Raw genomic sequence first — 22,103 nt, forward strand, 5'->3', positions numbered from 1 at the left:
AACCTTCATTGCGAGAGGGTCGCGGCCTCGGCCAGCAGGCGCGACACCACGCTGTCGGCCAGTATCCGGGCGAGACGACGCTGGGCATCGCGTTTTGATTCCAGCGTCGAAACATTCGATCCGGTCGCTGAATAACTGGTGAAGTCCGTTTCACGTCCCGTCAAAACGGCGGTGTTGCTGCCAACAGGCGTCAGAGTCCATTGCAGGGTGCCCTCGATATTATACCGGGTGATGTTGTTCGATCCATCGATGGCCAGCGCTTCGGACGTCGTAAGGATAGTATAGTCCAGATCCCAGCGCGGGGCGCTTGGGCGGCCGAGCCGTTCTTCGAACTGACGGACGAAGGCAAAGGTCAGGTCGGTATCAGGCTCGGTCGTGCGGATGGCGTTTCGCAGGGCCGACCCGCCTCCGGACGGGCCGTAGACCGGGGTGAATCCACACGCCGACAGCGTGGCAGACGCCAACGCAGCGACGAGAAAGCGCCTAGATAACGACATTGACGATCCGCCCCGGCACAATGATGAGTTTCTTCGGCTGCCCGCCATTCAACGCGCGCTGAACGATGGTATCGCCCAGCACAAGCGCCTCGACTTCTGCATTTGGCATATCTTTGGACACCGAGAGTTCGGATTTCTTCTTGCCGTTGATCTGGATGGGCAGGAGGATCGCATCCTCAACCAGAAGCCCCGGATCGGCTTTGGGCCAGGGCGTGTTCAGCACGAACCCTTCTCCGCCCATCATCGACCAGATTTCCTCGGCCAAATGGGGCGTCATCGGTGCCATCAGTTGCGCAAGTATCTTCATTGCATCGCGGCGCGCCTGCGCACCCGCGTCGGATTTGTGCAGCGTGTTGGTAAATTCGTAGAGCTTGGCTACGGATTTATTGAAGGCGAAGCCTTCGATGCCTTCGGTGACTTCGTGGATGGCGCGGGCCGTGGCGCGGGCCAGGTCGGTGTCGGCAGCGTTCGCAGCACGATCCGCACGGGCAATATCGGTGGCCAGCCGGTGGACGCGGCGCAGGTGTTTGAACGTCGCCTCGGCTCCGGACGCTGTCCATTCGACGTCGCGCTCGGGCGGCGAGTCGGACAGGACGAACCAGCGGGCCGTATCTGCTCCGTAGCTGGAGATGATGTCCTGTGGATCAACGACGTTGCGCTTGGACTTGGACATCTTGGCAGAGGGGATGATTTCGATGGTTTCGCCCGTGGCTCGGACGGTCTTGCTGTCCAGGTCAACGTCTTCCGGAAGATGATAGACCGGTCGACCTTTGTCGTCGCGGGTCTGGAAAATCGCGTGCGTCACCATGCCTTGGGTGAACAGAGCCTTGAACGGCTCTTCAGTTCCCTGCGGCAAATGGCCGGTCTTGCCCATCGCGCGGGCAAAAAAGCGGGAATAGAGCAGGTGCAGAATCGCGTGTTCAACGCCGCCAATGTATTGGTCGACATTCATCCAGTAGGCTGCATCATCCAGATCGGTCGGCGTTTTGGCGCGGGGCGCGGTGAAGCGGGCATAATACCACGATGAATCGACGAAGGTATCCATCGTGTCTGTTTCGCGCCGGGCCGGTTTGCCGCAGTTCGGGCAAGGCGTGTCGCGCCATGAAAGGTGCCGGTCCAGCGGGTTTCCGGGCACGTCGAAGGTGACGTCGTCGGGCAGGACGACGGGCAGGTTTTCCTTCTTTTCGGGGACGACACCGCAGGCGTCGCAATGCACGACAGGGATCGGGCATCCCCAGTAGCGTTGCCGCGACAGGCCCCAGTCGCGCAGACGGTATTGGGTCTTGCCTGTGCCCAGTCCTTTGGCCTCGGCCCAGTCGATTGTCGCAGCGATGGCAGCCTGCCCGGTGGTAATATCCAGGCCGGTCGGATGGTCGAGCCAACGCACCGCCTCGGTCTTGGGCGGAGTGAACGCCTCGGTCGTGACGGGGTGGCCGTCCTGAACGGCGACGAACGTGTCGATGACGGGCAGGTCGTACTTGCGGGCAAAGTCCAGGTCGCGTTGATCGTGTGCCGGGCAGCCGAAGATCGCGCCGGTGCCATAGTCCATCAGGACGAAGTTCGCGATCCAGACAGGCAGGGTGCCGCCCAACGGGTTATCGACGGTCAGCCCGGTGTCGAAACCGCGCTTTTCCGCCTTTTCAAGCGCTTCCTCGGTCGTTCCACCCTTACGGACATCGGCGGCGAAGGCAGCCAGATCCGCGTTGTCCTCGGCCAGCGCTTTCGCCAGCGGGTGTTCGGGAGCAATGGCAATGAAGGACGCGCCGCGCAGGGTATCGGGACGGGTGGTGTAGACTTCGATGCCATCCTGCCCATGGACCGGCGTCGTCATCGGGAAAATCATCTGCAACCCACGCGACTTGCCGATCCAGTTTTCCTGCATCAGGCGGACCTTTTCGGGCCAGTCCTTCAGGCTGGTCAGCCCGTCCAGCAAGTCCTCGGCCATGTCGCTGATCTTGAAGAACCATTGCGTCAGTTCGCGCCGCTCGACCTCTGCGCCAGACCGCCAGCCACGTCCGTTCTCGACCTGTTCGTTGGCCAGGACGGTCATGTCGACCGGGTCCCAGTTGACGGTGGCGTTCTTGCGATAGACCAACCCGGCGTCCAGCATATCGAGGAAAAGAGCCTGCTGCTGACCGTAGTATTCCGGGTCGCAGGTGGCGAATTCGCGGGACCAGTCGATGCTGAGACCAAGAGGCTTCATCTGCCCGCGCATCACGTCGATGTTCTGGTAGGTCCAGTCCTTCGGATGGCCGCCCGACGCCATCGCGGCATTCTCGGCGGGCATTCCGAAGGCGTCCCAGCCCATCGGGTGCAGCACGTTGAAACCGGACGACATCTTATACCGCGCGATGACATCGCCCATGGTATAGTTGCGGACGTGCCCGATGTGGATACGGCCCGACGGATAGGGGAACATCTCCAGCACGTAATACTTGGGGGCGGCGCTGCGGGTGGCGCGGAACAGGTCGGCCTGATCCCAGGCGGCCTGCCACTTCGCCTCGATCCTGGCGGTATCGTATTCGGATATTTCGGCGGTCATGGATCGGTCCCCTGGGCCAGCACGGGGCCCGCGGGCCGACGCGCCGGTCACATCGTTGCAGTTTGTCGTGCCTGATTTACAGACCGCTGTCGCGAACGCGAAGCTGGCGGGCACGGGTCAGGATCGCGTCTTCGATGGATCGCTGGGTTTCGCGGCTGACCGCCCCGCCCCGCGTGCGCAACGCGACGTTCAGGCTGCGCGCGTCCAGCGCCGGGTCCTGAATCAGCACGGTCGCCTGATAGGCGCGACCACCGCCCGGCGGCGTGCCATAGCCGAACTGGATCACGCCCGAGAACGGATCGGCGTTCTGCACCGGCAGGAACGACAGCACATCCAGCGACGCCGCCCAGAGGTAGCGGTTCACCTCCAGCGTGACATTCGGATCGTCGGCGTTGCTGAACAGGTCGAACACCGAAGATTGCAGCGCATTGCTGCGCTTGGCCCGCGCGATGGTGCGGCCGTTTTCCTGTCGCGCGGCACTTTCGCGGGCGCCTTCACCCCCGAAGATTGCGCCGCCACATCCTGCCAGAAGCGAAAGAACGGTCAGTACCGAAATCCCCCGCAGCATCCTCTTGCCGCCCATGTCCGCCCCCGTGTGCGTTAGTCCCGTTTACGATTGCGACCTGCCTAACCCATCTGAGGGCGCCCGAACAAGGCATCCCGGCGCAACCGGGCCACACCTTCCGGCAGACTGAGGCACGATCAGGGCACCCGTGGCAGCACTGTGGCACGAAAGCACCATGGATTTTGCGAAAACCGGGCTATCCACCGTGCCTTTCTTGCGAGGGACGGCCCGATAGTTGAAATGACGAATACGCCCAACGCGATTCTCGTGGTGGGGACGATCTGAAACACGAGGGAAAACAAATGAAAAACGTTCTCTTCGCTTCGACCGCCCTGGTCGCCTTCGCGGGCGCCGCCTCGGCCGAAGTCACGCTCTCCGGTAACGCGGAAATGGGTATCTTCAACGCTGACTCGGTCGACCAGAATACGAACACCGCTGGGGGAACTTTCACCAGGGTCGACGGTGAAACCGGCTTCTTCACCGACATCGACGTCACCTTCACCATGTCGGGCGAAACCGACGGCGGCCTGACCTTCGGTGCGAGCATCGACCTGGACGAGTCGGACGGCGATCCTTCGGGCGCCTTCGGTGGCAGCACGCAGGGTGGCGAGACCATCTTTCTCTCGGGCGCCTTCGGCACCCTGACCGCCGGTGACACCGACGGTGCGCTGGAATGGGCCCTGACCCAGGTTGCCTTCAACTCCGGTTCGCTCAACGACGACGAAACCGTCCACGGCGGTTACAACGGCAACTCCGGTCTTGACGGCCTGTATGACGGTCAGATCCTTCGCTACGACTATTCCTTCGGCGACTTCGGCGTGGCCCTGTCGGCTGAACTCAATGATGCCACTGCGGACGACGCGGGCACCAACTATAACGAAGCGCTGAGCGACGACGTGTTCGGCATCGGTTTCAAGTATCAGCTCGATCTGGGCGGCAGCGAAATCGGACTGGGTCTTGGTTACCAGACCGCTTCGGTCACAGAGACGACAAGTGGAAATGAGGTTGATCTCGACACGATTGGTCTGTCGGTCACCGGTTCGATCGCCGGTTTCAACGTCGGCCTGTCGTATATGACTTTCGAAAACTACGTCCCCAACTCAGTTGCTGACGGAAACATTATCGAAAACCGCATCATTACTCCGGGTCAAGACACCGACCAGATCGGCGTCGGCATCGGCTATACCACGGGTGCCATCTCGGCCAGCCTGAACTACGGCAAGTATGATCATGACTCCGGTATCGAATCCGACGGCTACGGCCTGACGGTCGGTTACGACCTGGGTGGCGGCGCTTCGGTTCAGTTCGGTTACAGCGACAGCACCATTACCGATGCCGCTGGCGTCGATACCGACTTCGACCGCGCTTCCTTCGGCGTTCGCATGAACTTCTGATCCAACCGGATCAGGGTTACAGGAGAGAGCGGGCCTTGCGCCCGCTCTTTTCTTTTTGGCACATGGGTCATCCAAGCCGAAAGCCTGACCCCCATGTCCCTGCCCGAGATCATCGCCCGCATCCGCGCCGCCTGCGCCCGTGCCGACCGCTCCCCCGCCGAAGTCTCGCTGATCGCCGTCAGCAAGGTGCAGCCCCCCGAACGGGTCGAGGCCGTGCTGGACGCCGGGCACCGTATCTTTGGCGAGAACCGGGTGCAGGAAGCGCAGGGCAAATGGCCCGCGTGGAAAGACGCCTATGGCGGGGTCGAACTGCATCTGCTGGGACCGCTGCAATCGAACAAGGTGCGCCCGGCGATGGAATTGTTCGACACGATCCACTCCATCGACCGCATCAAACTGGCCCGCCGCATCGCCGACATGGCGCAAGAGATGGGGCGGTGTCCCGGCCTGTTCCTGCAAGTCAACACCGGCGAGGAAGACCAGAAAGCGGGCGTGTCCCCGTCAGAGGCCGACGCCTTCATCCGCGAGGTGCGCGGCCTCGACCTGCCGGTGCTGGGCCTGATGTGCATCCCGCCTGCCGACGAAACCCCGTCGCTGCATTTCGCGCTGCTGGCCAAAATCGCGGCGCGCAACGGCCTGTCGGGTCTGTCGATGGGCATGTCCGCCGACTTCGAACAGGCGATTGCGCTGGGCGCGACGCATGTGCGGGTGGGGTCGGCGATCTTTGGCGCGCGGGTCGCGGGCTAGCGCACGATCAGCCGGGTCCGGGGCGTGAGGCGCGCAGCGATCCAGCGCAGGTGCGCGGGGTCGAAGGCGACGCAGCCCTCGGTCGGATAGCCCGGCCTGCGCCAGCGATGCAGGAATATGGCCGATCCGCGCCCCGGACGGGCGACGGGCCAGTTCCAATCCGTCAGGATCACCAGATCATACAGGGGGTCGGCCCGGCGAAGCGCCTCGGCAGACGCGCCAAAGGGCGCACGGACCCTGTGGTTATATTCAGGCTGCGCCGGATCATCGCACCACAGGTCGCGCGGGCCGATGGGCCTGGCCCATGGCACCGGGGGCGTCATCCGGTCGGGTCGATACAGCACGCCGATGATCTCATGCGCCCCGACGGGCGTGCCGCCATCCCCCTCGCGCTTGTCGGCGACAACGCCGCCACGCCCGATGGTGCAGGGAAACCGTCGCCCGAGAAAATGCACGCCCGTCGGCCCCAGCACCAGGTCGCCGGTCGTTGCTCCCGAAATATTCCCGCCGGAGGCCCGTGCCGGCCGCATCACTCCAGATGCCCCGACTTCGCGCGCTTCACATCCAGATAGCCTGCGTTTTCCGGTGTTCGCCCGACGTGCAGTGGAACCCGCTCCGCGACATCGACATCCTGCGCCATCATCATCGCCAGCTTGCGCGGATTGTTCGTCATCAGCCGCACCGACCCGATGCCCATCCGCTTGAGCAAGCCTGCCCCCAGCCGGAAATCCCGTTCGTCATCCTCGAATCCCAGACGGTGATTGGCTTCGACGGTATCGAACCCCTGGTCCTGCAGATCGTAGGCGCGCATCTTGTTGGCCAGCCCGATGCCCCGTCCTTCCTGATTGAGATAGAGCAGGACGCCGCCGCCCGCCGCCGCCATTGCGTCCATCGCAGCGTGCAGTTGCGGACCGCAATCGCATTTGACCGACCCCAGGACATCGCCCGTGAAACACGCGGAATGCAACCGGACCAGGACCGGGGCGGACCGGTCGACCCTGCCAATCTCGACGGCGTAATGTTCTTCGCCGCCACTACCTTCACGGAAGACATGGACCCGGCTGGCCCGTTCGATGGCAAGCGGAACGCGCGCGGCGGCGACTTCGGTCATTGTCGCGGTCAGCGTGACATCCGGCGGCACTTGCGTAATGCCCGGTGGCGGTGGTGCGACGATTCCCACCACGGCGGGCAGCAGATGCGCGGCCTTGGCCAGCGTCACCCCCGCCCGCCATGGCACCGGGTCGCCATCGCGCAGGGTGCGCAAGGGGCCTTTCATCGGTGATCGCAGGTCGTTCGCCGGATCGGCGACGGCCCGCAGCCACGCGGCGTCGGCCTCCTCGGGCACCGCCACGCGTGCGACATCGCCATCGTAGGCGCGCGCCTTCAATGTTTCGGCCCGACGCCCCGAGATCGTCAGTATCAATTCGCCCGCCGCCCGCATTGCCGCCAGACGTTCGGTCGATACAGTTTCGACCGAAGCCAGAAGCACACCGCCGATGGCCACCGGCAGGCCGGTTCGCAGGTCGGCGCGGGCACGGGCGAGAATTTCGGACGGTGTGGGCGAGAGCATCGCGCGTGAGTTCCTGTAACAATTGGGTCGGCTGATCGCCGGTCCTTTTGCACATATGAAACATTTCGCCCGTTGGCGACACGTCGGCGTGAGACGTGCAGGCCGGACTTCCCTGCGGCGCAATCCGCAGGCACCAATGACGCAACGGAATGACGGAGGCACCGATGGCCAATCTGAAGAAAATCCTGCTGGTCGACGACGATGACGATCTGCGCGACGCGCTGGCGGAACAACTGGTGATGACCGAAGACTTCGACGTGTTCGAGGCGGATTCGGGGGCGACGGGCATGGCCCGCGCCAAGGAACAGCTCTACGATCTGATTGTGCTGGACGTGGGTCTGCCCGACGCCGACGGGCGCGAATTGTGCCGGTTGATGCGAAAGCAGGGCATCAAGTGTCCGGTCGTCATGCTGACCGGGCATGATACCGATGCCGACACCATTCTGGGTCTGGATGCGGGCGCGAACGACTATATTGCCAAGCCGTTCAAGTTTCCCGTCCTTCTGGCCCGCATCCGCGCGCAACTTCGGACACACGAACAATCCGAAGATGCCGTATTCACGCTTGGCCCGTATACCTTCAAGCCGTCGATGAAACTGCTCCTGACCGAGGACGAGAAGAAGATTCGTCTGACCGAGAAGGAAACCAATATACTCAAGTTCCTGTATCGCGCCGGCGACGGCACGGTGGCGCGCGACGTGCTGCTGCATGAGGTCTGGGGATACAATGCTGGCGTCACGACCCACACGCTGGAGACGCATATCTATCGCCTGCGTCAGAAGATCGAGCCCGATCCCTCAAATGCCCGTTTGCTGGTGACGGAAAGCGGCGGATACAGGCTTATGGCGTGATGGGGATGCCACAGGAAGTTGCGGACTGTTTCCAATTGGGAAATTAACCTTACGTTAACTTTGAGTAGGCATTAAGATTTAGAGATACCGGCGCATCTGCGGGATTTCAGATGCAACCTCCCTGTTGGACTCGCCCGGGCTTTATGCCCGGGTTTCTTTTGGGTCGCAGACTGACTGTTCCGCCCAACCACCGGGCCAGACGCGGCGCCACAATACCCCCGGTCACGCCGCCGAACGCCTCCGCCGTCAGAAGCAGGCCATATCCCACCGACCCCAGACCCAGAACCCAGGGCGATCAGCACACCGGCCAAGGGCGGACCAATGAAATGTCCCGCGACTGTCTCGATCGACCACATCTGACCATTGGCGGATTCCAGGTCTTCTCGTGCGATCACTGCCGGCAATACGGTCTGGGCCGCGTTGTCGCGCAGCACTTCGGCCGAGCCGAGCAGGAAGGCAACCCCACAGAGCGCTGCAATCGCCATCGCGGGCGACCCGACGGGGGGTGATGCTGTGAGCAAGCGGGGACAGGGGATGCGTCGCGTCTAACCGGATGCGCTCCGGGACGGAAGGCGCCCGATGTCAGGGGGTCATTCGTCTTCGGCGTTTGCCCGGTCCCGGCCTCGCCGACACGTGAGAATTGCGGGAAAAACCGTAATAAAAGCCGGTTTGCAAACACACGATCCGGGGGTGGTCCCTTGGCTTGCCGCCCGGCATAACCGTAATATTCAGCCAAAGGACACCGTAATGCCCTTCACCCTTGCCACCTGGAACATCAATTCGGTTCGCCTTCGCGAACCTCTCGTCCTGCGGTTTCTGTCTGATTACCAACCCGATATCCTGTGCCTGCAGGAATGCAAAAGTCCGGTCGAAAAGATCCCGCGCGAGGCGTTCACGGCGCTGGGTTATCGCCACATGGTTGCGCGCGGGCAGAAGGGCTACAACGGCGTAGCGATCCTGTCGAAGCTGCCGATCAAGGAAGCGGGCGCGGAAGATCATGCGAATCTGGGCCACGCGCGGCACATCGCCGGGCGACTGGAAAACGGCGTAGCGATCCACAATTTCTATGTCCCTGCGGGCGGTGACAAGCCGGACCGTCTCATCAACGAGAAGTTCGGGCAGAAGCTGGATTACCTGTCGGATATGCGCGACGCCTTTCACAGCGCTGTCCCGCAAAAGTCGATTCTGGTGGGTGATCTGAACATCGCCCCGCGCGAAGACGACGTCTGGGATCATAAGAAACTGCTGAAAATAGTCAGCCACACCCCCATCGAAGTAGAGGCTCTGGCCCAGGCGCAGGACGCAGGCAACTGGGTCGACGTCACCCGCGCCGACATTCCCGATGGCAACCTCTACAGCTGGTGGTCCTATCGAGCATCTGACTGGGATGCGGCGGACAAGGGACGGCGGCTGGATCATGTCTGGGCCACGCCCGATATCAGCAATGCCGCGCATTCATCCCGTATTCTGCGCGACGTCCGCGGGTGGACTCAGCCGTCAGACCATGCACCGGTGTTGGCGACCTTCGACCTCTAGACCTTGGAAAGGTGCGCCACACCGCGCATATAGCCATTAAACCTGAGGAGTGCGCCCCATGCTCGAATTCGGCCAGCCGCAAAAGACCGATGCCCCCACCGACCTGATCCGCGACGTGGAAGAAACAACCTTCATGGCAGAAGTCGTGGAAGCCTCGATGACAACGCCGGTCATCGTGGATTTCTGGGCGCCATGGTGCGGTCCGTGCAAGACGCTGGGCCCGCAACTTGAACAGGCCGTTACCGCCGCAAAGGGTGCGGTCAAAATGGCCAAGGTCGATGTCGATCGGAACCAGCAGATCGCGGCGCAACTGCAAATCCAGTCGATCCCGACAGTCTATGCCTTTTGGCAGGGCAAACCTGTCGACGGCTTCCAGGGTGCAGTTTCTGCCAACGAAGTCGCCGAGTTCGTCAAACGCACGGCGGCGTTGGGCGGTGGCGCGGAAGACGATGGTCTGGCCGAGGCGGTCACCGCCGCAGAAGAAATGCTCGAAAATGGCGAGGCCGTCGACGCGGCCCAGACCTTTGCCGCCGTTCTGGGCGAGGAGCCCGAGAATGTCGCAGCCTATGGTGGTCTGATCCGGGCGCATCTGGCCTTGGGCGAACTGGATCAGGCCGAAGTGCTGATTGACGACGCCCCTGCCGCCATCGCCGCATCCGCCGAAGTGGAAGCGGCGCGGGCGCAACTGGTTCTGGCCCGTCAGGCTACGAATGCAGGTCCCGTCGCGGAACTGACGGCAGCGGTCGAAGCCGATCCCGACGATCACCAGGCGCGTTTCGATCTGGCTGCGGCCCTGCTCGCCAGTGACGAGACCGAGGCTGCCATCGACCAATTGCTGGACTTGTTCCGTCGTGATCGAGAGTGGAACGATGGTGCCGCGCGGACGCAGCTTTTCACGATTTTCGATGCGCTCAAGCCGACCGATCCCATGGTCCTGAAGGGACGCCGTCGCTTGTCGTCGATGATCTTCGCGTGAGGGTTTTCACAGTCACCCTGCGCCCTATCTGATGATGATGTTGTATCGCACCTCGGACCTGCCACGGACGATTCCCGTCTTTCCCTTGCCCGGTGCCCTGATGCTGCCCCGGTCGCGCTTGCCACTGCACATTTTCGAGCCGCGGTATCTTCAGATGATCGACGATTGCCTCAAGACCGAACATCGCCTGATCGGCATGGTCCAGCCCCGTGCCCAGAAGTCCGGGGATGGTCGAGAATTGCAGTCGATAGGATGCGCCGGACGCCTGACGCAAATGTCCGAAACCGAAGACCGGCGCTATATGATCACGCTGGCGGGGGTGTCCCGCTATCGCATCATGCGCGAAGTCAGCGGCTTCCAGCCCTACCTTCAGGCCGACGTCAGCTGGGACGGATTCGAGCGCGATCTTGGCAAGCCCGAGGTAGACCAGAAGTTCGACCGCCCACAATTTCTGAAACTGCTGCATCGCTATTTCGAGGCGCAGGATCTATCGACCGATTGGGACAGTCTGAAAGATGCGGACGAGGAGCTTTTGATAAATTCCCTGTCCATGCTTTGCCCGTTCGAACAGGAGGAGAAGCAAGCCCTTCTGGAAGCCCCATCTCTGGCCACACGTCGTGAAACGGTCGTGACGCTGATGGAGTTCGCACTGCGCGGTGGCGGCGCGGGCGAGGAGATCCTGCAATGACCCCGACAGCCCCGACCCACGACCGCCGTATGCTGGAGGCGCTGGTCTGCCCGCAGACGCAAGGTCCGCTGACATATGATGCCGATGCGCAGGAACTGGTGTCGAAATCCGCGCGGCTGGCTTACCCGATCCGCGGCGGCATTCCGATCATGCTGGTGGACGAGGCACGGGTTCTGGATTGATGCGATTTGATGGACGCGCCGGTTCAGCCCTGCATCAACTCGGGCAAATCGCCGCTGATCCCCGCCGCTTCGCGGATGAACCGTCGGCGCACCGGGGGCATCGCGGAAATCGCCCCCATGCCAAGATCGCGACCCAGCCGCAGGATCGGATTATCGTTCGAAAACAGCCGGTTCACCGCGTCCGTAGCAAACCCCATCATCGACGTATCGAACCGCCTCCACCGCTGATATCGCGCCAGGACATCTGCTGCACCTATGTCTTCGCCACGCGCGCGCGCGCGGCCCAGTACATCGGCCAAAGCGGCGACGTCCCTGATGCCAAGGTTCAGGCCCTGCCCCGCGATCGGATGGATGCCATGGGCCGCGTCGCCCACCAGCGCCACGCGATCGGCAGTGAAGGAATTGGCCAGACTCAGCGCCAGTGGATAGGTATACCGCCCCCCGGCCAGACGCAGATCGCCAAGAAAGCTGCCGAAACGGGGCCGCAGGATGTCGAGATATTCAGCATCGGGCAGCGCGTTCAGATCGGAGGCATTGGCATCGGTTTCAGTCCAGACGACGCTGGAGCGATTGCCGGTCAGCGGTAAAATCGCCAGTGGGCCGGGCGGCATGAAGAACTGATGCGCGATACCACCATGCGGCAGGTCATGTTCGACCGCGCAAACCAGCGCCGTCTGACCATACCCCTTACCCGTTCGCCCGATGCCCGCACGTTTCGCCGTGCCGCCAATCCGTCCGTCACACCCCAGCAGGATACGTCCGGTCAGCGGCTCATCCGCCTGCACCCGGACAGTCGCGCCTTCGGCAGTCTGGTCCGTGACAGTCACACCAAAACGCATCTCGACCCGCGGATCAGCGTCGCAGGCAGCCAGAAGGGCGGGGCGAAGGTGCCGGTCCTCGACCATCTGACCCATGAACGGCTCGCCAATTTCGGCCGCGTCGAACGCCAGATGCAGCGGCGACGCGCCTTCGCCCGCGCGGCCGTCACTGGCCCGGATGCCGATGATGGGTTGAGCGTCGGCGGCAAGCCCGTCCCACAAGCCAAGGTTTCGCATCAACCGCACCGATCCCAGCGCCATCGCATAGGACCGCCCATCGAAAGCGGCGTCGTCAAAATCTGCACGGGGTCGGGCGTCCAGCACGAGACTGGTGATCCCGGCACGGGACAGGGCAAGCGCGGTCAGGGGGCCGGTCAGCCCGCCGCCCACGATAAGGGCATCTGCGTTCATGGTTTCAGATATGATCAGTCAGGCGCCATTGTCCAACCCGGACCACGTCTTTAGCGTGATCCGCGACGATATGACGGAGACAGAAATGCAGGACTGGTTGTGGGCAAGCGCCGCCGATTTGGGGCGCGGCATCGCGTCGGGTGACATTGACCCCGAGGCGCTCTGCGACGCCTATATGACCGCCATCGCGGGCGACACGAACCGCGACACGATCTATGCCCGCCTGACCGAAGACCGCGCGCGGGCCGAGGCTGGGGCCGCCGCGACGCGCGCGCGCAACGGGTTACGGCGCGGCCCCCTGGACGGTGTCCCGATCAGTTGGAAGGACCTGTTCGACAGCGCTGGCACGGCAACTGAAGCCGGGACTGCACTTCTGAAGGGACGTGTTCCGCAGGACGATGCGGTGGTACTGGCCAATGCGACGCATGGTGGCGCCGTGTGCCTTGGCAAAACCCACATGAGCGAACTGGCCTTCTCCGGTCTGGGCCTGAACCCGGTCACCGCGACGCCGCCGAACCGGCACGATGCCGCATTGGTGCCCGGCGGATCGTCATCCGGGGCCGCCACTTCGGTAGCCTTCGGTCTGGCCTCCGTCGCGATCGGGTCGGACACCGGCGGATCGGTGCGCAATCCGGCTGCTTGGAACGATCTGGTCGGCCTGAAGACCACATTGGGGCGCGTGCCGGTCAAGGGCGCGGTGCCGCTGGTCGAATCGATGGACACCATCGGCCCGCTGGCCCGCACAGTCGAGGACGCGGCGCTGGCATTGGCGCTGATCGAGGGCGGAGTTGCCGCCGACCTGAACGGTGCGACGCTGGTGGGCAAACGCCTGCTGGTGCTGGCGGATTATGCCGACACCAGCCGCGATGCGCCCCGCGCTGCCTTCAAGCATGCGGTCGAACGTTTCAAAGCAGCCGGAGCGATTATCGAACGGGCCGAAATCGCGGCTGTCGGCAAAGCCATGGACCTGACGCCATTGCTGTTCGCGCCCGAAGGCTATGCCATCTGGCGCGACGTGATCGAGGCCAGCCCGCATCTGATGTTCGACCGAATCCTCGAACGGTTCCGGCAAGGGCGCGATGTGGCCGCCGCCGATGTGCTGGACGCCCGGCGCAAGCGGCAGGCCGCCGAAGCCGAATATCTGACTGCGACCGCCGGGTACGACGCCGTGATCCTGCCGACCGCCGCGATCCTGCCCCCCGACCGCGAGCGTCTGTTGACAGACGAAGACTACTACGTCGCCGAAAACCTGATGGCCCTTCGAAACACGCGCGTTGGCAATATGCTGGGCCTGTGTGGCCTGACCTTGCCGACCGGCGTTCCGATGTGCGGGGTCATGGCGCTATGCCCCCCGATGCAGGAGGAGCGCCTGCTGCGTCTGGGTGCGGCAATGGAGGCGGCCCTCGCCTGACGCGGACCTTTGCGCTGGCTCGAATGCCACACCCGAGACACCGCGATTGGTTTTCGTTGGACCCTGGACGCATCCCTTTGCTATCCTGATTCAAACGGGGCCGTCAGAGCATCCGTCACGAGGCTACAGGCATGAATTATCCGCAGCGGTTCTCCGAACTGCCCGAATATGCGTTTCCGCGCTTGCGGACGTTGCTTGGCGACCTGTCGCCCGGCAGCAATGCCCCTGTTCAAATGACCATCGGCGACCCGCGCCATGCGCCGCCCGCCTTCGTGGGCGAGGTCATTGCCGAATATGCTCCGTTGTTCATGTCTTATCCGCCAAACGACGGCGCGCCCGAATTATTGTCGGCCTGCGCGTCGTGGCTGAAACGGCGATATGGATATAAAGCTGATCCGGAACGCGAAATTCTTGCCCTGAACGGCACGCGCGAAGGGTTGTACAATGCCGCGATGGCGCTGTGTCCCGAAACAAAGAACGGCCTGACCCCTGCGATCCTGACGCCGAATCCATTCTATCAGGTCTACGCTGTAGCGTCCTTGTCGGTCGGCGCGGAGCCGGTTTACATCAACGCCACAGCGGAAACCGGCCATCTTCCCGATTATGACGCACTGGACGCAGGCCTGCTGGACCGGACGGCCGTGGTCTACATCTGTTCGCCCGCGAACCCGCAGGGGGCAACCGCTTCGCTGGAATACTGGTCGAACCTGCTGCGTCTGGCGGACAAACACGATTTCATGATCTTCGCCGACGAATGCTATGCCGAAATCTATCGCGGTCAGCCGCCTGTCGGCATTCTGGAAGCGGTCCGCATCACCGGGGCCGATCCGGAACGGGTCGTGGCGTTCCACTCGCTGTCCAAGCGGTCGAACCTGGCCGGGTTGCGGTCGGGCTTCGCGGTATCGGGGCCGAAGAATATCGCCCGGATGAAACAGCTTCGCACCTATGCCGGTGCGCCCCTGCCCCTGCCCTTGCAGATGGCCGCCGCGCGGGCATGGTCGGAAGAAGAGCACGTCGAGGAAAACCGCACGTTGTATGCCGCCAAGTTCGAGGCGGCCAAGGCGATCCTGCCCGGCATGGATATCCCCGACGCCGGGTTCTTCCTGTGGCTGCCTGTTGACGATGGCGAGCAGGCCACGCTGAAATTGTGGGCCGGGACGGGCGTCAAGGTCCTGCCGGGTGCCTATCTGGCCCGTGACACACCTGCCGGAAACCCCGGCACATCATTCATTCGCGCGGCCCTTGTCGGCCCGCTGGACGAGACGATCGACGGCCTGACCCGGCTGCGCGACTGTCTTTACGGTTAAGGAGGCCCCATGGCGTATCAGGTGCGGCAACGCGACCCTCTTCTGGACCAGAACATGCAGATCACGCTGGCGCGGCGCGGACGCGAGGGGCTGGGCGTTCTGATGGTGCTGTTTGGAGTGCTGTTGGCGGTGATTCTGCTGACCTATAACCCGGAAGATCCGAACTGGCTGGCCGCGACCGACGCACCGCCGCGCAACTGGCTGGGCGTGTTCGGGGCGTCGCTGGCGGCCCCGCTCTACCTGATCCTTGGGTATGGCGCGCTAGGCCTGTCAGGCGGTCTGATCGTCTGGGGCCTGCGCTTTGCCCTGCACGCCGGGTCGGAACGTGCGTTGCCGCGCGGGTTGTTTGTCATGGGCTGGGTTCCGATCCTGTCGCTCTACAGTGCATCGCTGGTGCCGGGGCCGGGGTGGACACATGATTTCGGATTGGGAGGCTTGTTCGGCGATACGGCATTGGGTGCGCTGCTGTCGGTCCTGCCAATCACGGCCAGTATCGGGTTGAAGGTGCTGTCGCTGATCCTAGCCGCCGGGTCCCTTGTGTCCGGCGCCTGGGTGCTGGGCTGCACACGGGAAGATATCACGAAGGCGGGTATATTTTTCCTCAACGGTCTGGGCAACGCGATCCATCTGATCAAGATCATCACGGGCACCGCCGCGCGCGGGGCCGCCGTCGGCACCCTCAAAGGGGCAACTGCCCTGCGCCAGGCCCGCGCCGCCCGCGCGGAGACCGGATATGAAGACGAAGATGTCTATGATGATGTCGCTCCTGCGCCCCGTCGCAGCCTGATGTCGTGGTTGCCACAGCGCACCATGGCCGACCCGATGGACGACGGCGACGATGATATCGGCCAGGACGACGGCCCCGAGGACGACCGCGTCCGTGCCCGCATCGCCAATGCCGTCCGCACCCGTGTGCGCCGCGCTAACATTTCGCAGGCCCTGAACTCCGGCCATGCACTTGCCGCGCGCGGCCAGTCGCCGGAGGGTGGCAAGCGGGTCGAACCGACATTGACCGGAGCGGCGCCCGCGCAGCCCTCGGCGATCGGAGGAGATTATTTCACGCAAGCACCGGATCTGTCCGAAGATGCGCTGATCGAAGCGACCGTGCAGCAATCGACCAACATATCGGCCCGGCAGGTTCCGTCTCGGACGGTAGTGCAGGCCCCCGCCAGGCCCGCGTCGCCGTCCAGGCAGGCCCGCGCCGAAGCACAGCCTGCCCTGCAATTCGAGGAAAAGGCCGCAGCCTACGAAATGCCTCCGCTGAACCTGTTGGCGGACCCGTCCACGGTAGAACGCCATCATCTGTCGGACGAGGCGCTGGAAGAAAATGCCCGCATGCTGGAGACGGTCCTGGATGACTACGGCGTCAAGGGTGAAATCGTGTCGGTGCGCCCAGGACCCGTGGTCACGATGTATGAACTGGAACCTGCGGCGGGTCTCAAAGCGTCCCGCGTGATCGGGCTGGCCGACGACATCGCGCGGTCGATGTCGGCCCTGTCGGCGCGTGTCTCGACCGTGCCCGGCCGCACCGTCATCGGCATCGAACTGCCCAACGAGCGCCGCGAGAAGGTCGTCCTGCGCGAGATCCTGTCAGCCCGCGACTTCGGCGATTCATCCATGGCCCTGCCGCTGGCACTGGGCAAGGATATCGGCGGCGCGCCGATCGTCGCCAACCTTGCCAAGATGCCCCACCTTCTGATCGCGGGCACCACGGGATCTGGCAAGTCCGTCGCCATCAACACGATGATCCTGTCGCTGCTCTACAAGCTGCCGCCGGAAGACTGCCGGATGATCATGATTGACCCCAAGATGCTGGAACTGTCGGTCTATGACGGCATTCCGCATCTGCTGTCGCCTGTCGTCACCGACCCGAAAAAGGCGGTGGTCGCCCTGAAGTGGACCGTGGGCGAGATGGAGGAGCGCTATCGCAAGATGTCGAAGATGGGCGTTCGTAATATCGAGGGCTACAACGGGCGCGTGAAAGATGCGCTCGACAAGGGCGAGATGTTCAGCCGGACCGTGCAGACAGGCTTCGACGACAATACGGGCGAGCCGATCTTCGAAACCGAGGAAACGGTGCCCGAGAAGCTGCCATATATCGTCGTCATCGTCGACGAGATGGCGGACCTGATGATGGTCGCCGGCAAGGAAATCGAAGCTTGTATCCAACGGCTTGCGCAGATGGCGCGGGCATCGGGCATTCACCTTGTGATGGCCACGCAGCGCCCTTCGGTCGACGTCATTACCGGCACAATCAAGGCGAACTTCCCGACACGGATTTCCTTCCACGTGACGTCCAAGATCGACTCGCGCACCATCCTCGGCGAAATGGGCGCCGAACAGCTTCTGGGCATGGGCGACATGCTCTACATGGCGGGCGGGTCCAAGATCACACGTATCCACGGCCCCTTCTGTTCCGACGAAGAAGTCGAGGAAATCGTCAACCATCTCAAAAGCTTCGGACCTCCCGACTATGCGTCCAGCGTGCTGGATGGCCCCGAGGACGGGGCGGCATCGGATATCGATGCGGTGCTGGGCCTGACGGGCGGCAATACGGGCAACGAAGATGCGCTGTATGATCAGGCGATCGGCATCGTCGCACGGGATCGCAAGTGCTCGACGTCGTATATTCAGCGCAAACTCGGCATCGGCTACAACAAGGCCGCGCGTCTGGTGGAGCAGATGGAGGACAATGGCGCGGTCACGGCGGCCAACCATGTTGGCAAACGCGATATCCTGCTGCCCGATCCGAACGCCTGATACGGGGCAAACCGGGCGTAAGACAGGCGTATTACAGCGGTATTACCTGCGTCATACCCGATTTGCGCAGGGTGAACCCCTTCGATCCGGCGGACTTTTGCCATAGGCGATCCGAATATCGAGCGGGCGTCATCGGATATCGGCGGGATTTCGGTTAGCGGATACCTATATGTTCAGTCAGTCCGATCATACACCAACGACCGAAAGACCCGCACATGCGCCTCCTTGCTCTTGCCGCCACGCTCGCTTCGCTTGCCCTGCCCGCTTGGGCGGAAATTCCTGTGAACCAGATCAGCGGTTACCTGAACAGTTTCACAACCGCGAAATCGGCCTTCACGCAGATAAACGGCGACGGTTCGATCTCGACCGGGGATCTGTCGATCCGGCGGCCGGGGCGTGCGCGGTTCGACTATGATGCGCCCAACAAGGGTCTGGTCATCGCGGGCGGTGGACAGGTCGCGATCTTCGACCCGGTGTCCAACACACCGCCCGAGCAATACCCTCTGAGCCAGACACCGCTGAGCCTGATCCTGGCCGACAATGTAAATTTCGGGCGGTCGGGCATGGTTGTCGCGCACGGCGGCGACAGCACACAGACCGCCGTGACGTTGCAGGACCCGGCGAATCCCGAATACGGCAATATCCAGCTGATCTTCACGCCGAACCCCGTCACCCTGCGCCAATGGGTCATCACCGACGATGGCGGATCGCAGACGACAGTCATCCTGGGTGACATGCAGACGGGCGCGTCGCTGGGGAGCAGCCTGTTCAACATTCCGCTTGAAATGCAGCGGCGCGGGTTGTCGAACTGACCTGCGGGTCGTCCTTCGCCGCGCCGCAGGGCGGGGGACGCATTCGCCTGACCGATACCCGCTGTCGGTTCCTTCCGTTTGGGAAAACGGACCCGAAGACCTATCTGAGCGTTGAGGCACACACACGCTACAGGAGGCTTTCATGGCCAATGTTCTTTTCATCCTGACATCGCACGACAAACTGGGCGACACGGGCAACCCCACCGGTTTTTACATCGACGAGATGGCTGCCCCCTACTGGGCGTTGACCGACGCCGGGCACGACATCACCATCGCGTCCGTCAAGGGCGGCAAGCCCCCGATCGACCCGAACTCCCTGGACGACGATCCGGCCAAGCGGCCCGCCCCGGTGACGCGCTTTCTCGATGACGCGACGGCCAGCGCCAAGCTTGAGAACACACCCGCCGTCGCGACGCTGGACGTTGCGGATTACGATGCGGTTTTCCTGCCCGGCGGGCACGGCACGATGTGGGATTTTGCCAAGAATGACGACATCGCGCGTCTGGTCAGCGGCATTTATGCCAAGGACGGCGTTGTCGGCGCGGTCTGCCACGGGCCGGCCGGTTTGCTGGGTGCAACGAAGCCGGACGGCACACCTCTGGTCGCGGGCCTGCGGGTCAACGGCTTTACCGATAGCGAGGAAAATACGGTCGGCCTGACGGATCAGGTTCCGTATCTGCTGGAGTCGCGCCTGCGTGAATTGGGCGGCAAGTTCGAGGGCAAGGACGACTGGGCCGCGTTCGCCGTCACCGACGGGCGTTTGGTCACCGGCCAGAACCCGCAGTCGGCCGAGAAGGTCGGCGAACAACTGGTAGCGGCACTGGCCTGAACCTTGCCTTGATCCTGTCACCCGCCTGCGGGGTTTCAGACAGGCTCCGCCGTCGCCTTCGGGCGGCGGCATCATTCCGGCCTAATGGTCATCAGGACCGGCGGGATGGAAATTCGGCGGAGCGCTTCAGAGCGTCGCCGCCAGACGCGTCCCCTGATCAATGGCGCGCTTGGCGTCCAGCTCGACGGCCACGTCGGCGCCGCCGATGATATGACAGTTGACGCCCTGCGCCTCCAGCGCATCCGCCAGCCTCCGGTCGGGCAACTGGCCCGCACACAGGACAATCGTGTCGGCTTCGATGACGGTCGGATTTTCCCGCGCTTCGCCGTGGCTGATCATCAGGCCCTCGTCGGTGACGCGTTCGTAATTCATGCCGCCCAGCATTTTCACGTTCTTCATCCGCAGACCCATGCGATGAATCCAGCCGGTCGTCTTGCCCAACCGCTTGCCCGGAGCCTCGGCCTTGCGCTGCAACAGCGTGACCCGACGCGCCGGGGGCGAGGGTTGCGGACCTTCGGGCGACAGTCCGCCGCGATGTTCGGCCGGGTCGGTGACGCCCCAGTCGGTCAGCCATTCGGGCAGGTTTTCCGTTGCGGAATGACCGTCGTGGACCAGAAAGTCGGACACGTCGAAGCCGATGCCGCCCGCGCCGATCACGGCGACCTTTTCGCCCACCCTGGCCCCGCCCCGCAGCACGTCGATATAGCTGACGACTTTCGCGTCGTCCTGCCCCGGAATGCCCGGATCGCGGGGCACGACGCCGGTGGCGATGATGACTTCGTCGAAACCGGCCAGCATGTCGGCGGTGACTTCGGTATTCAGCCGGACGTCGATGGCGAGGGTGTCCAGCATGGTTTCGTACCATTCGACGAAGCCGATGAACTCCTCCTTGCCGGGCACGACCTTTGCCATGTTGAGTTGCCCGCCCACCCGGTCGGCCCGGTCGAAGAGGGTAACGGTGTGGCCACGCTCCGCCGCAGTAATCGCGGTCGACAGGCCCGCAGGCCCCGCGCCCACGATGGCGATGGTCTTGGGCGTGGCGGTGGGGGTCACCACCAGCTCGGTCTCGTGACAGGCACGGGGGTTCACCAGACAGGTGCTGATTTTGCCCTGGAACGTGTGGTCGAGGCAGGCCTGGTTGCAGGCGATGCAGGGCGCGATCTGCGCTGATTTACCCGCCGCCGCCTTGGCGACGAAATCCGGGTCGGCCAGAAACGGACGCGCCATCGACACCATGTCGGCGCAGCCGGTGGCCAGCACGTCTTCGGCGACGTCGGGCGTGTTGATGCGGTTCGACGTGATCAGAGGGATGCCGACCTTGCCCATCAGCTTCCTTGTGACCCAGGAAAACGCCGCGCGCGGCACGGAGGTGGCGATGGTCGGGATGCGTGCCTCGTGCCAGCCGATGCCGGTGTTGAGCATCGTCGCGCCCGCCGCCTCGACCGCCCGGGCCAGTTGCACGACTTCGGCGTGGGTGGACCCGTTGGGGATCAGGTCGATCATCGAGATGCGGTAGATGATGATGAAATCCGGGCCGATTGCGTCACGACACCGGCGCACGACTTCGACCGGCAGGCGCATCCGGTTTTCGTAAGATCCGCCCCAGCGGTCTGTGCGGTTGTTTGTATGCGTCACGAGGAACTGGTTCAGGAAATACCCTTCGGACCCCATGATTTCGACGCCGTCATATCCGGCCTCGCGGGCGCGCAGGGTGGCGGTGACGAAATCCTGTATCTGCTTTTCGATGCCGTCCTCGTCCAGCGCCTTGGGCGGGAAGGGAGAGATCGGGGATTTGATGGCTGACGCGCCGACGCACTCGGGACCGTAGGCATAACGCCCCGCGTGCAGGATCTGCATCGCGATCAGGCCGCCCGCGTCATGCACGCGGTCGGTAACGATACGGTGATTTGCGATATCGGTGTCGTTGAACAGACCCGCAGCACCTGGAAACACGCCCCCTTCGCGGTTTGGGGCCATGCCGCCGGTGACCATCAGCGACACGCCGCCGCGCGCGCGTGTCGCATAGAACTCCGCCACCCGGTTCCAGTCCTTCGTCTCCTCCAGATTGGTATGCATCGAGCCCATCAATACGCGGTTCTTCAAGGTCACATGACCAAGGTCCAGTGGCGCGAGAAGATTGGGGTATAGGGTCATCGGTGCCTCCCTGCATCGGTCGGCGCAGGGTCGGGCATGTGGCCGGGCGGGGC

Annotated in this window: 19 protein-coding genes; 12 read left to right on the forward strand and 7 right to left on the reverse strand. The window is 63.4% G+C overall.

What is annotated here, in order from left to right; all coding sequences use genetic code 11:
• Positions 1 to 5 precede the first annotated feature (5 nt).
• From lptE to BMY38_RS01490, 3 genes are all read right to left on the reverse strand, one after another.
• A complete protein-coding gene (lptE, locus tag BMY38_RS01480) occupies positions 6 to 497 on the reverse strand; it encodes an LPS assembly lipoprotein LptE (RefSeq protein WP_175495734.1) in 492 nt (163 codons plus the stop codon).
• Entirely contained in the window at positions 484 to 3,039 is a 2,556-nt protein-coding gene (gene leuS / locus BMY38_RS01485; RefSeq protein WP_092759103.1) for a leucine--tRNA ligase, read from the reverse strand. The genes lptE and leuS overlap by 14 nt, the downstream gene beginning before the upstream one ends.
• A 76-nt stretch (positions 3,040 to 3,115) precedes the next feature.
• The gene (locus BMY38_RS01490; protein WP_092759105.1) at positions 3,116 to 3,622 is read right to left on the reverse strand and encodes a DUF3576 domain-containing protein; all 507 of its coding nucleotides are present in this window, start codon (positions 3,620 to 3,622) and stop codon (positions 3,116 to 3,118) included.
• A 284-nt stretch (positions 3,623 to 3,906) separates the two neighbouring features.
• On the opposite strand from BMY38_RS01490, the gene BMY38_RS01495 reads away from it, so the two are divergent.
• Together BMY38_RS01495 and BMY38_RS01500 are read left to right on the forward strand one after the other, a co-directional pair.
• Positions 3,907 to 4,998, forward strand: a complete 1,092-nt coding sequence (locus tag BMY38_RS01495; protein ID WP_092759107.1) for a porin — start codon at positions 3,907 to 3,909, stop codon at positions 4,996 to 4,998.
• 93 nt (positions 4,999 to 5,091) lie between these two features.
• Positions 5,092 to 5,745: a YggS family pyridoxal phosphate-dependent enzyme gene (locus BMY38_RS01500; RefSeq protein ID WP_092759109.1), complete on the forward strand. Its 654-nt coding sequence runs from the start codon at positions 5,092 to 5,094 to the stop codon at positions 5,743 to 5,745.
• Here BMY38_RS01500 and BMY38_RS01505 read toward each other — a convergent pair.
• Together BMY38_RS01505 and ribA are read right to left on the reverse strand one after the other, a co-directional pair.
• Positions 5,742 to 6,275, reverse strand: a complete 534-nt coding sequence (locus tag BMY38_RS01505; protein ID WP_092759111.1) for a L,D-transpeptidase family protein — start codon at positions 6,273 to 6,275, stop codon at positions 5,742 to 5,744. The two genes, BMY38_RS01500 and BMY38_RS01505, sit on opposite strands and share 4 nt — an antisense overlap.
• Entirely contained in the window at positions 6,275 to 7,315 is a 1,041-nt protein-coding gene (gene ribA, locus BMY38_RS01510) for a GTP cyclohydrolase II (RefSeq protein WP_092759113.1), read from the reverse strand. The genes BMY38_RS01505 and ribA overlap by 1 nt, the downstream gene beginning before the upstream one ends.
• Before the next feature lie 164 nt (positions 7,316 to 7,479).
• On the opposite strand from ribA, the gene BMY38_RS01515 reads away from it, so the two are divergent.
• The 5 genes from BMY38_RS01515 to BMY38_RS01540 all read left to right on the forward strand — a co-directional run bounded on the left by BMY38_RS01515 (position 7,480) and on the right by BMY38_RS01540 (position 11,548).
• Entirely contained in the window at positions 7,480 to 8,166 is a 687-nt protein-coding gene (locus BMY38_RS01515; protein ID WP_092759115.1) for a response regulator transcription factor, read from the forward strand.
• Between the two features lie 747 nt (positions 8,167 to 8,913).
• Positions 8,914 to 9,702 carry an exodeoxyribonuclease III gene (locus tag BMY38_RS01525; protein ID WP_092759117.1) on the forward strand — a complete coding sequence of 263 codons (789 nt, stop codon included), beginning with the start codon at positions 8,914 to 8,916 and terminating at the stop codon, positions 9,700 to 9,702.
• Positions 9,703 to 9,760: 58 nt separating this feature from the next.
• Positions 9,761 to 10,678 carry a thioredoxin gene (gene trxA / locus BMY38_RS01530; RefSeq protein ID WP_092759119.1) on the forward strand — a complete coding sequence of 306 codons (918 nt, stop codon included), beginning with the start codon at positions 9,761 to 9,763 and terminating at the stop codon, positions 10,676 to 10,678.
• 37 nt (positions 10,679 to 10,715) lie between these two features.
• Positions 10,716 to 11,366, forward strand: coding sequence for an LON peptidase substrate-binding domain-containing protein (locus BMY38_RS01535; RefSeq protein ID WP_425431613.1), 651 nt, complete (start codon positions 10,716 to 10,718; stop codon positions 11,364 to 11,366).
• Positions 11,363 to 11,548, forward strand: a complete 186-nt coding sequence (locus BMY38_RS01540) for a Trm112 family protein (RefSeq protein ID WP_092759121.1) — start codon at positions 11,363 to 11,365, stop codon at positions 11,546 to 11,548. Before BMY38_RS01535 ends, BMY38_RS01540 begins: the two co-directional genes overlap by 4 nt.
• A gap of 23 nt (positions 11,549 to 11,571) precedes the next feature.
• Here the strand turns inward: BMY38_RS01540 and BMY38_RS01545 are convergent, their stop codons facing one another.
• Positions 11,572 to 12,777 (reverse strand): UbiH/UbiF/VisC/COQ6 family ubiquinone biosynthesis hydroxylase, encoded by a 1,206-nt coding sequence (locus BMY38_RS01545; RefSeq protein ID WP_092759123.1) that lies wholly within the window; start codon positions 12,775 to 12,777, stop codon positions 11,572 to 11,574.
• 85 nt (positions 12,778 to 12,862) lie between these two features.
• On the opposite strand from BMY38_RS01545, the gene BMY38_RS01550 reads away from it, so the two are divergent.
• The 5 genes from BMY38_RS01550 to BMY38_RS01570 all read left to right on the forward strand — a co-directional run bounded on the left by BMY38_RS01550 (position 12,863) and on the right by BMY38_RS01570 (position 19,896).
• Positions 12,863 to 14,188, forward strand: coding sequence for an amidase (locus BMY38_RS01550; protein ID WP_092761066.1), 1,326 nt, complete (start codon positions 12,863 to 12,865; stop codon positions 14,186 to 14,188).
• Between the two features lie 131 nt (positions 14,189 to 14,319).
• On the forward strand, positions 14,320 to 15,495 hold the full coding sequence (locus BMY38_RS01555) for an aminotransferase class I/II-fold pyridoxal phosphate-dependent enzyme (protein ID WP_092759125.1): 1,176 nt from the start codon (positions 14,320 to 14,322) through the stop codon (positions 15,493 to 15,495).
• A gap of 9 nt (positions 15,496 to 15,504) precedes the next feature.
• A complete protein-coding gene (locus tag BMY38_RS01560) occupies positions 15,505 to 18,255 on the forward strand; it encodes a DNA translocase FtsK (protein WP_092759127.1) in 2,751 nt (916 codons plus the stop codon).
• Between the two features lie 215 nt (positions 18,256 to 18,470).
• Positions 18,471 to 19,067: a LolA family protein gene (locus BMY38_RS01565; RefSeq protein ID WP_092759129.1), complete on the forward strand. Its 597-nt coding sequence runs from the start codon at positions 18,471 to 18,473 to the stop codon at positions 19,065 to 19,067.
• A 142-nt stretch (positions 19,068 to 19,209) separates the two neighbouring features.
• A complete protein-coding gene (locus tag BMY38_RS01570) occupies positions 19,210 to 19,896 on the forward strand; it encodes a type 1 glutamine amidotransferase domain-containing protein (protein WP_092759131.1) in 687 nt (228 codons plus the stop codon).
• Positions 19,897 to 20,022: 126 nt separating this feature from the next.
• Here the strand turns inward: BMY38_RS01570 and BMY38_RS01575 are convergent, their stop codons facing one another.
• A complete protein-coding gene (locus BMY38_RS01575) occupies positions 20,023 to 22,050 on the reverse strand; it encodes an NADPH-dependent 2,4-dienoyl-CoA reductase (RefSeq protein WP_092759133.1) in 2,028 nt (675 codons plus the stop codon).
• Positions 22,051 to 22,103: the final 53 nt, after the last annotated feature.

This window comes from Jannaschia helgolandensis, assembly GCF_900109285.1.
In the GTDB taxonomy this organism is placed as follows: Bacteria; Pseudomonadota; Alphaproteobacteria; order Rhodobacterales; family Rhodobacteraceae; genus Jannaschia; species Jannaschia helgolandensis.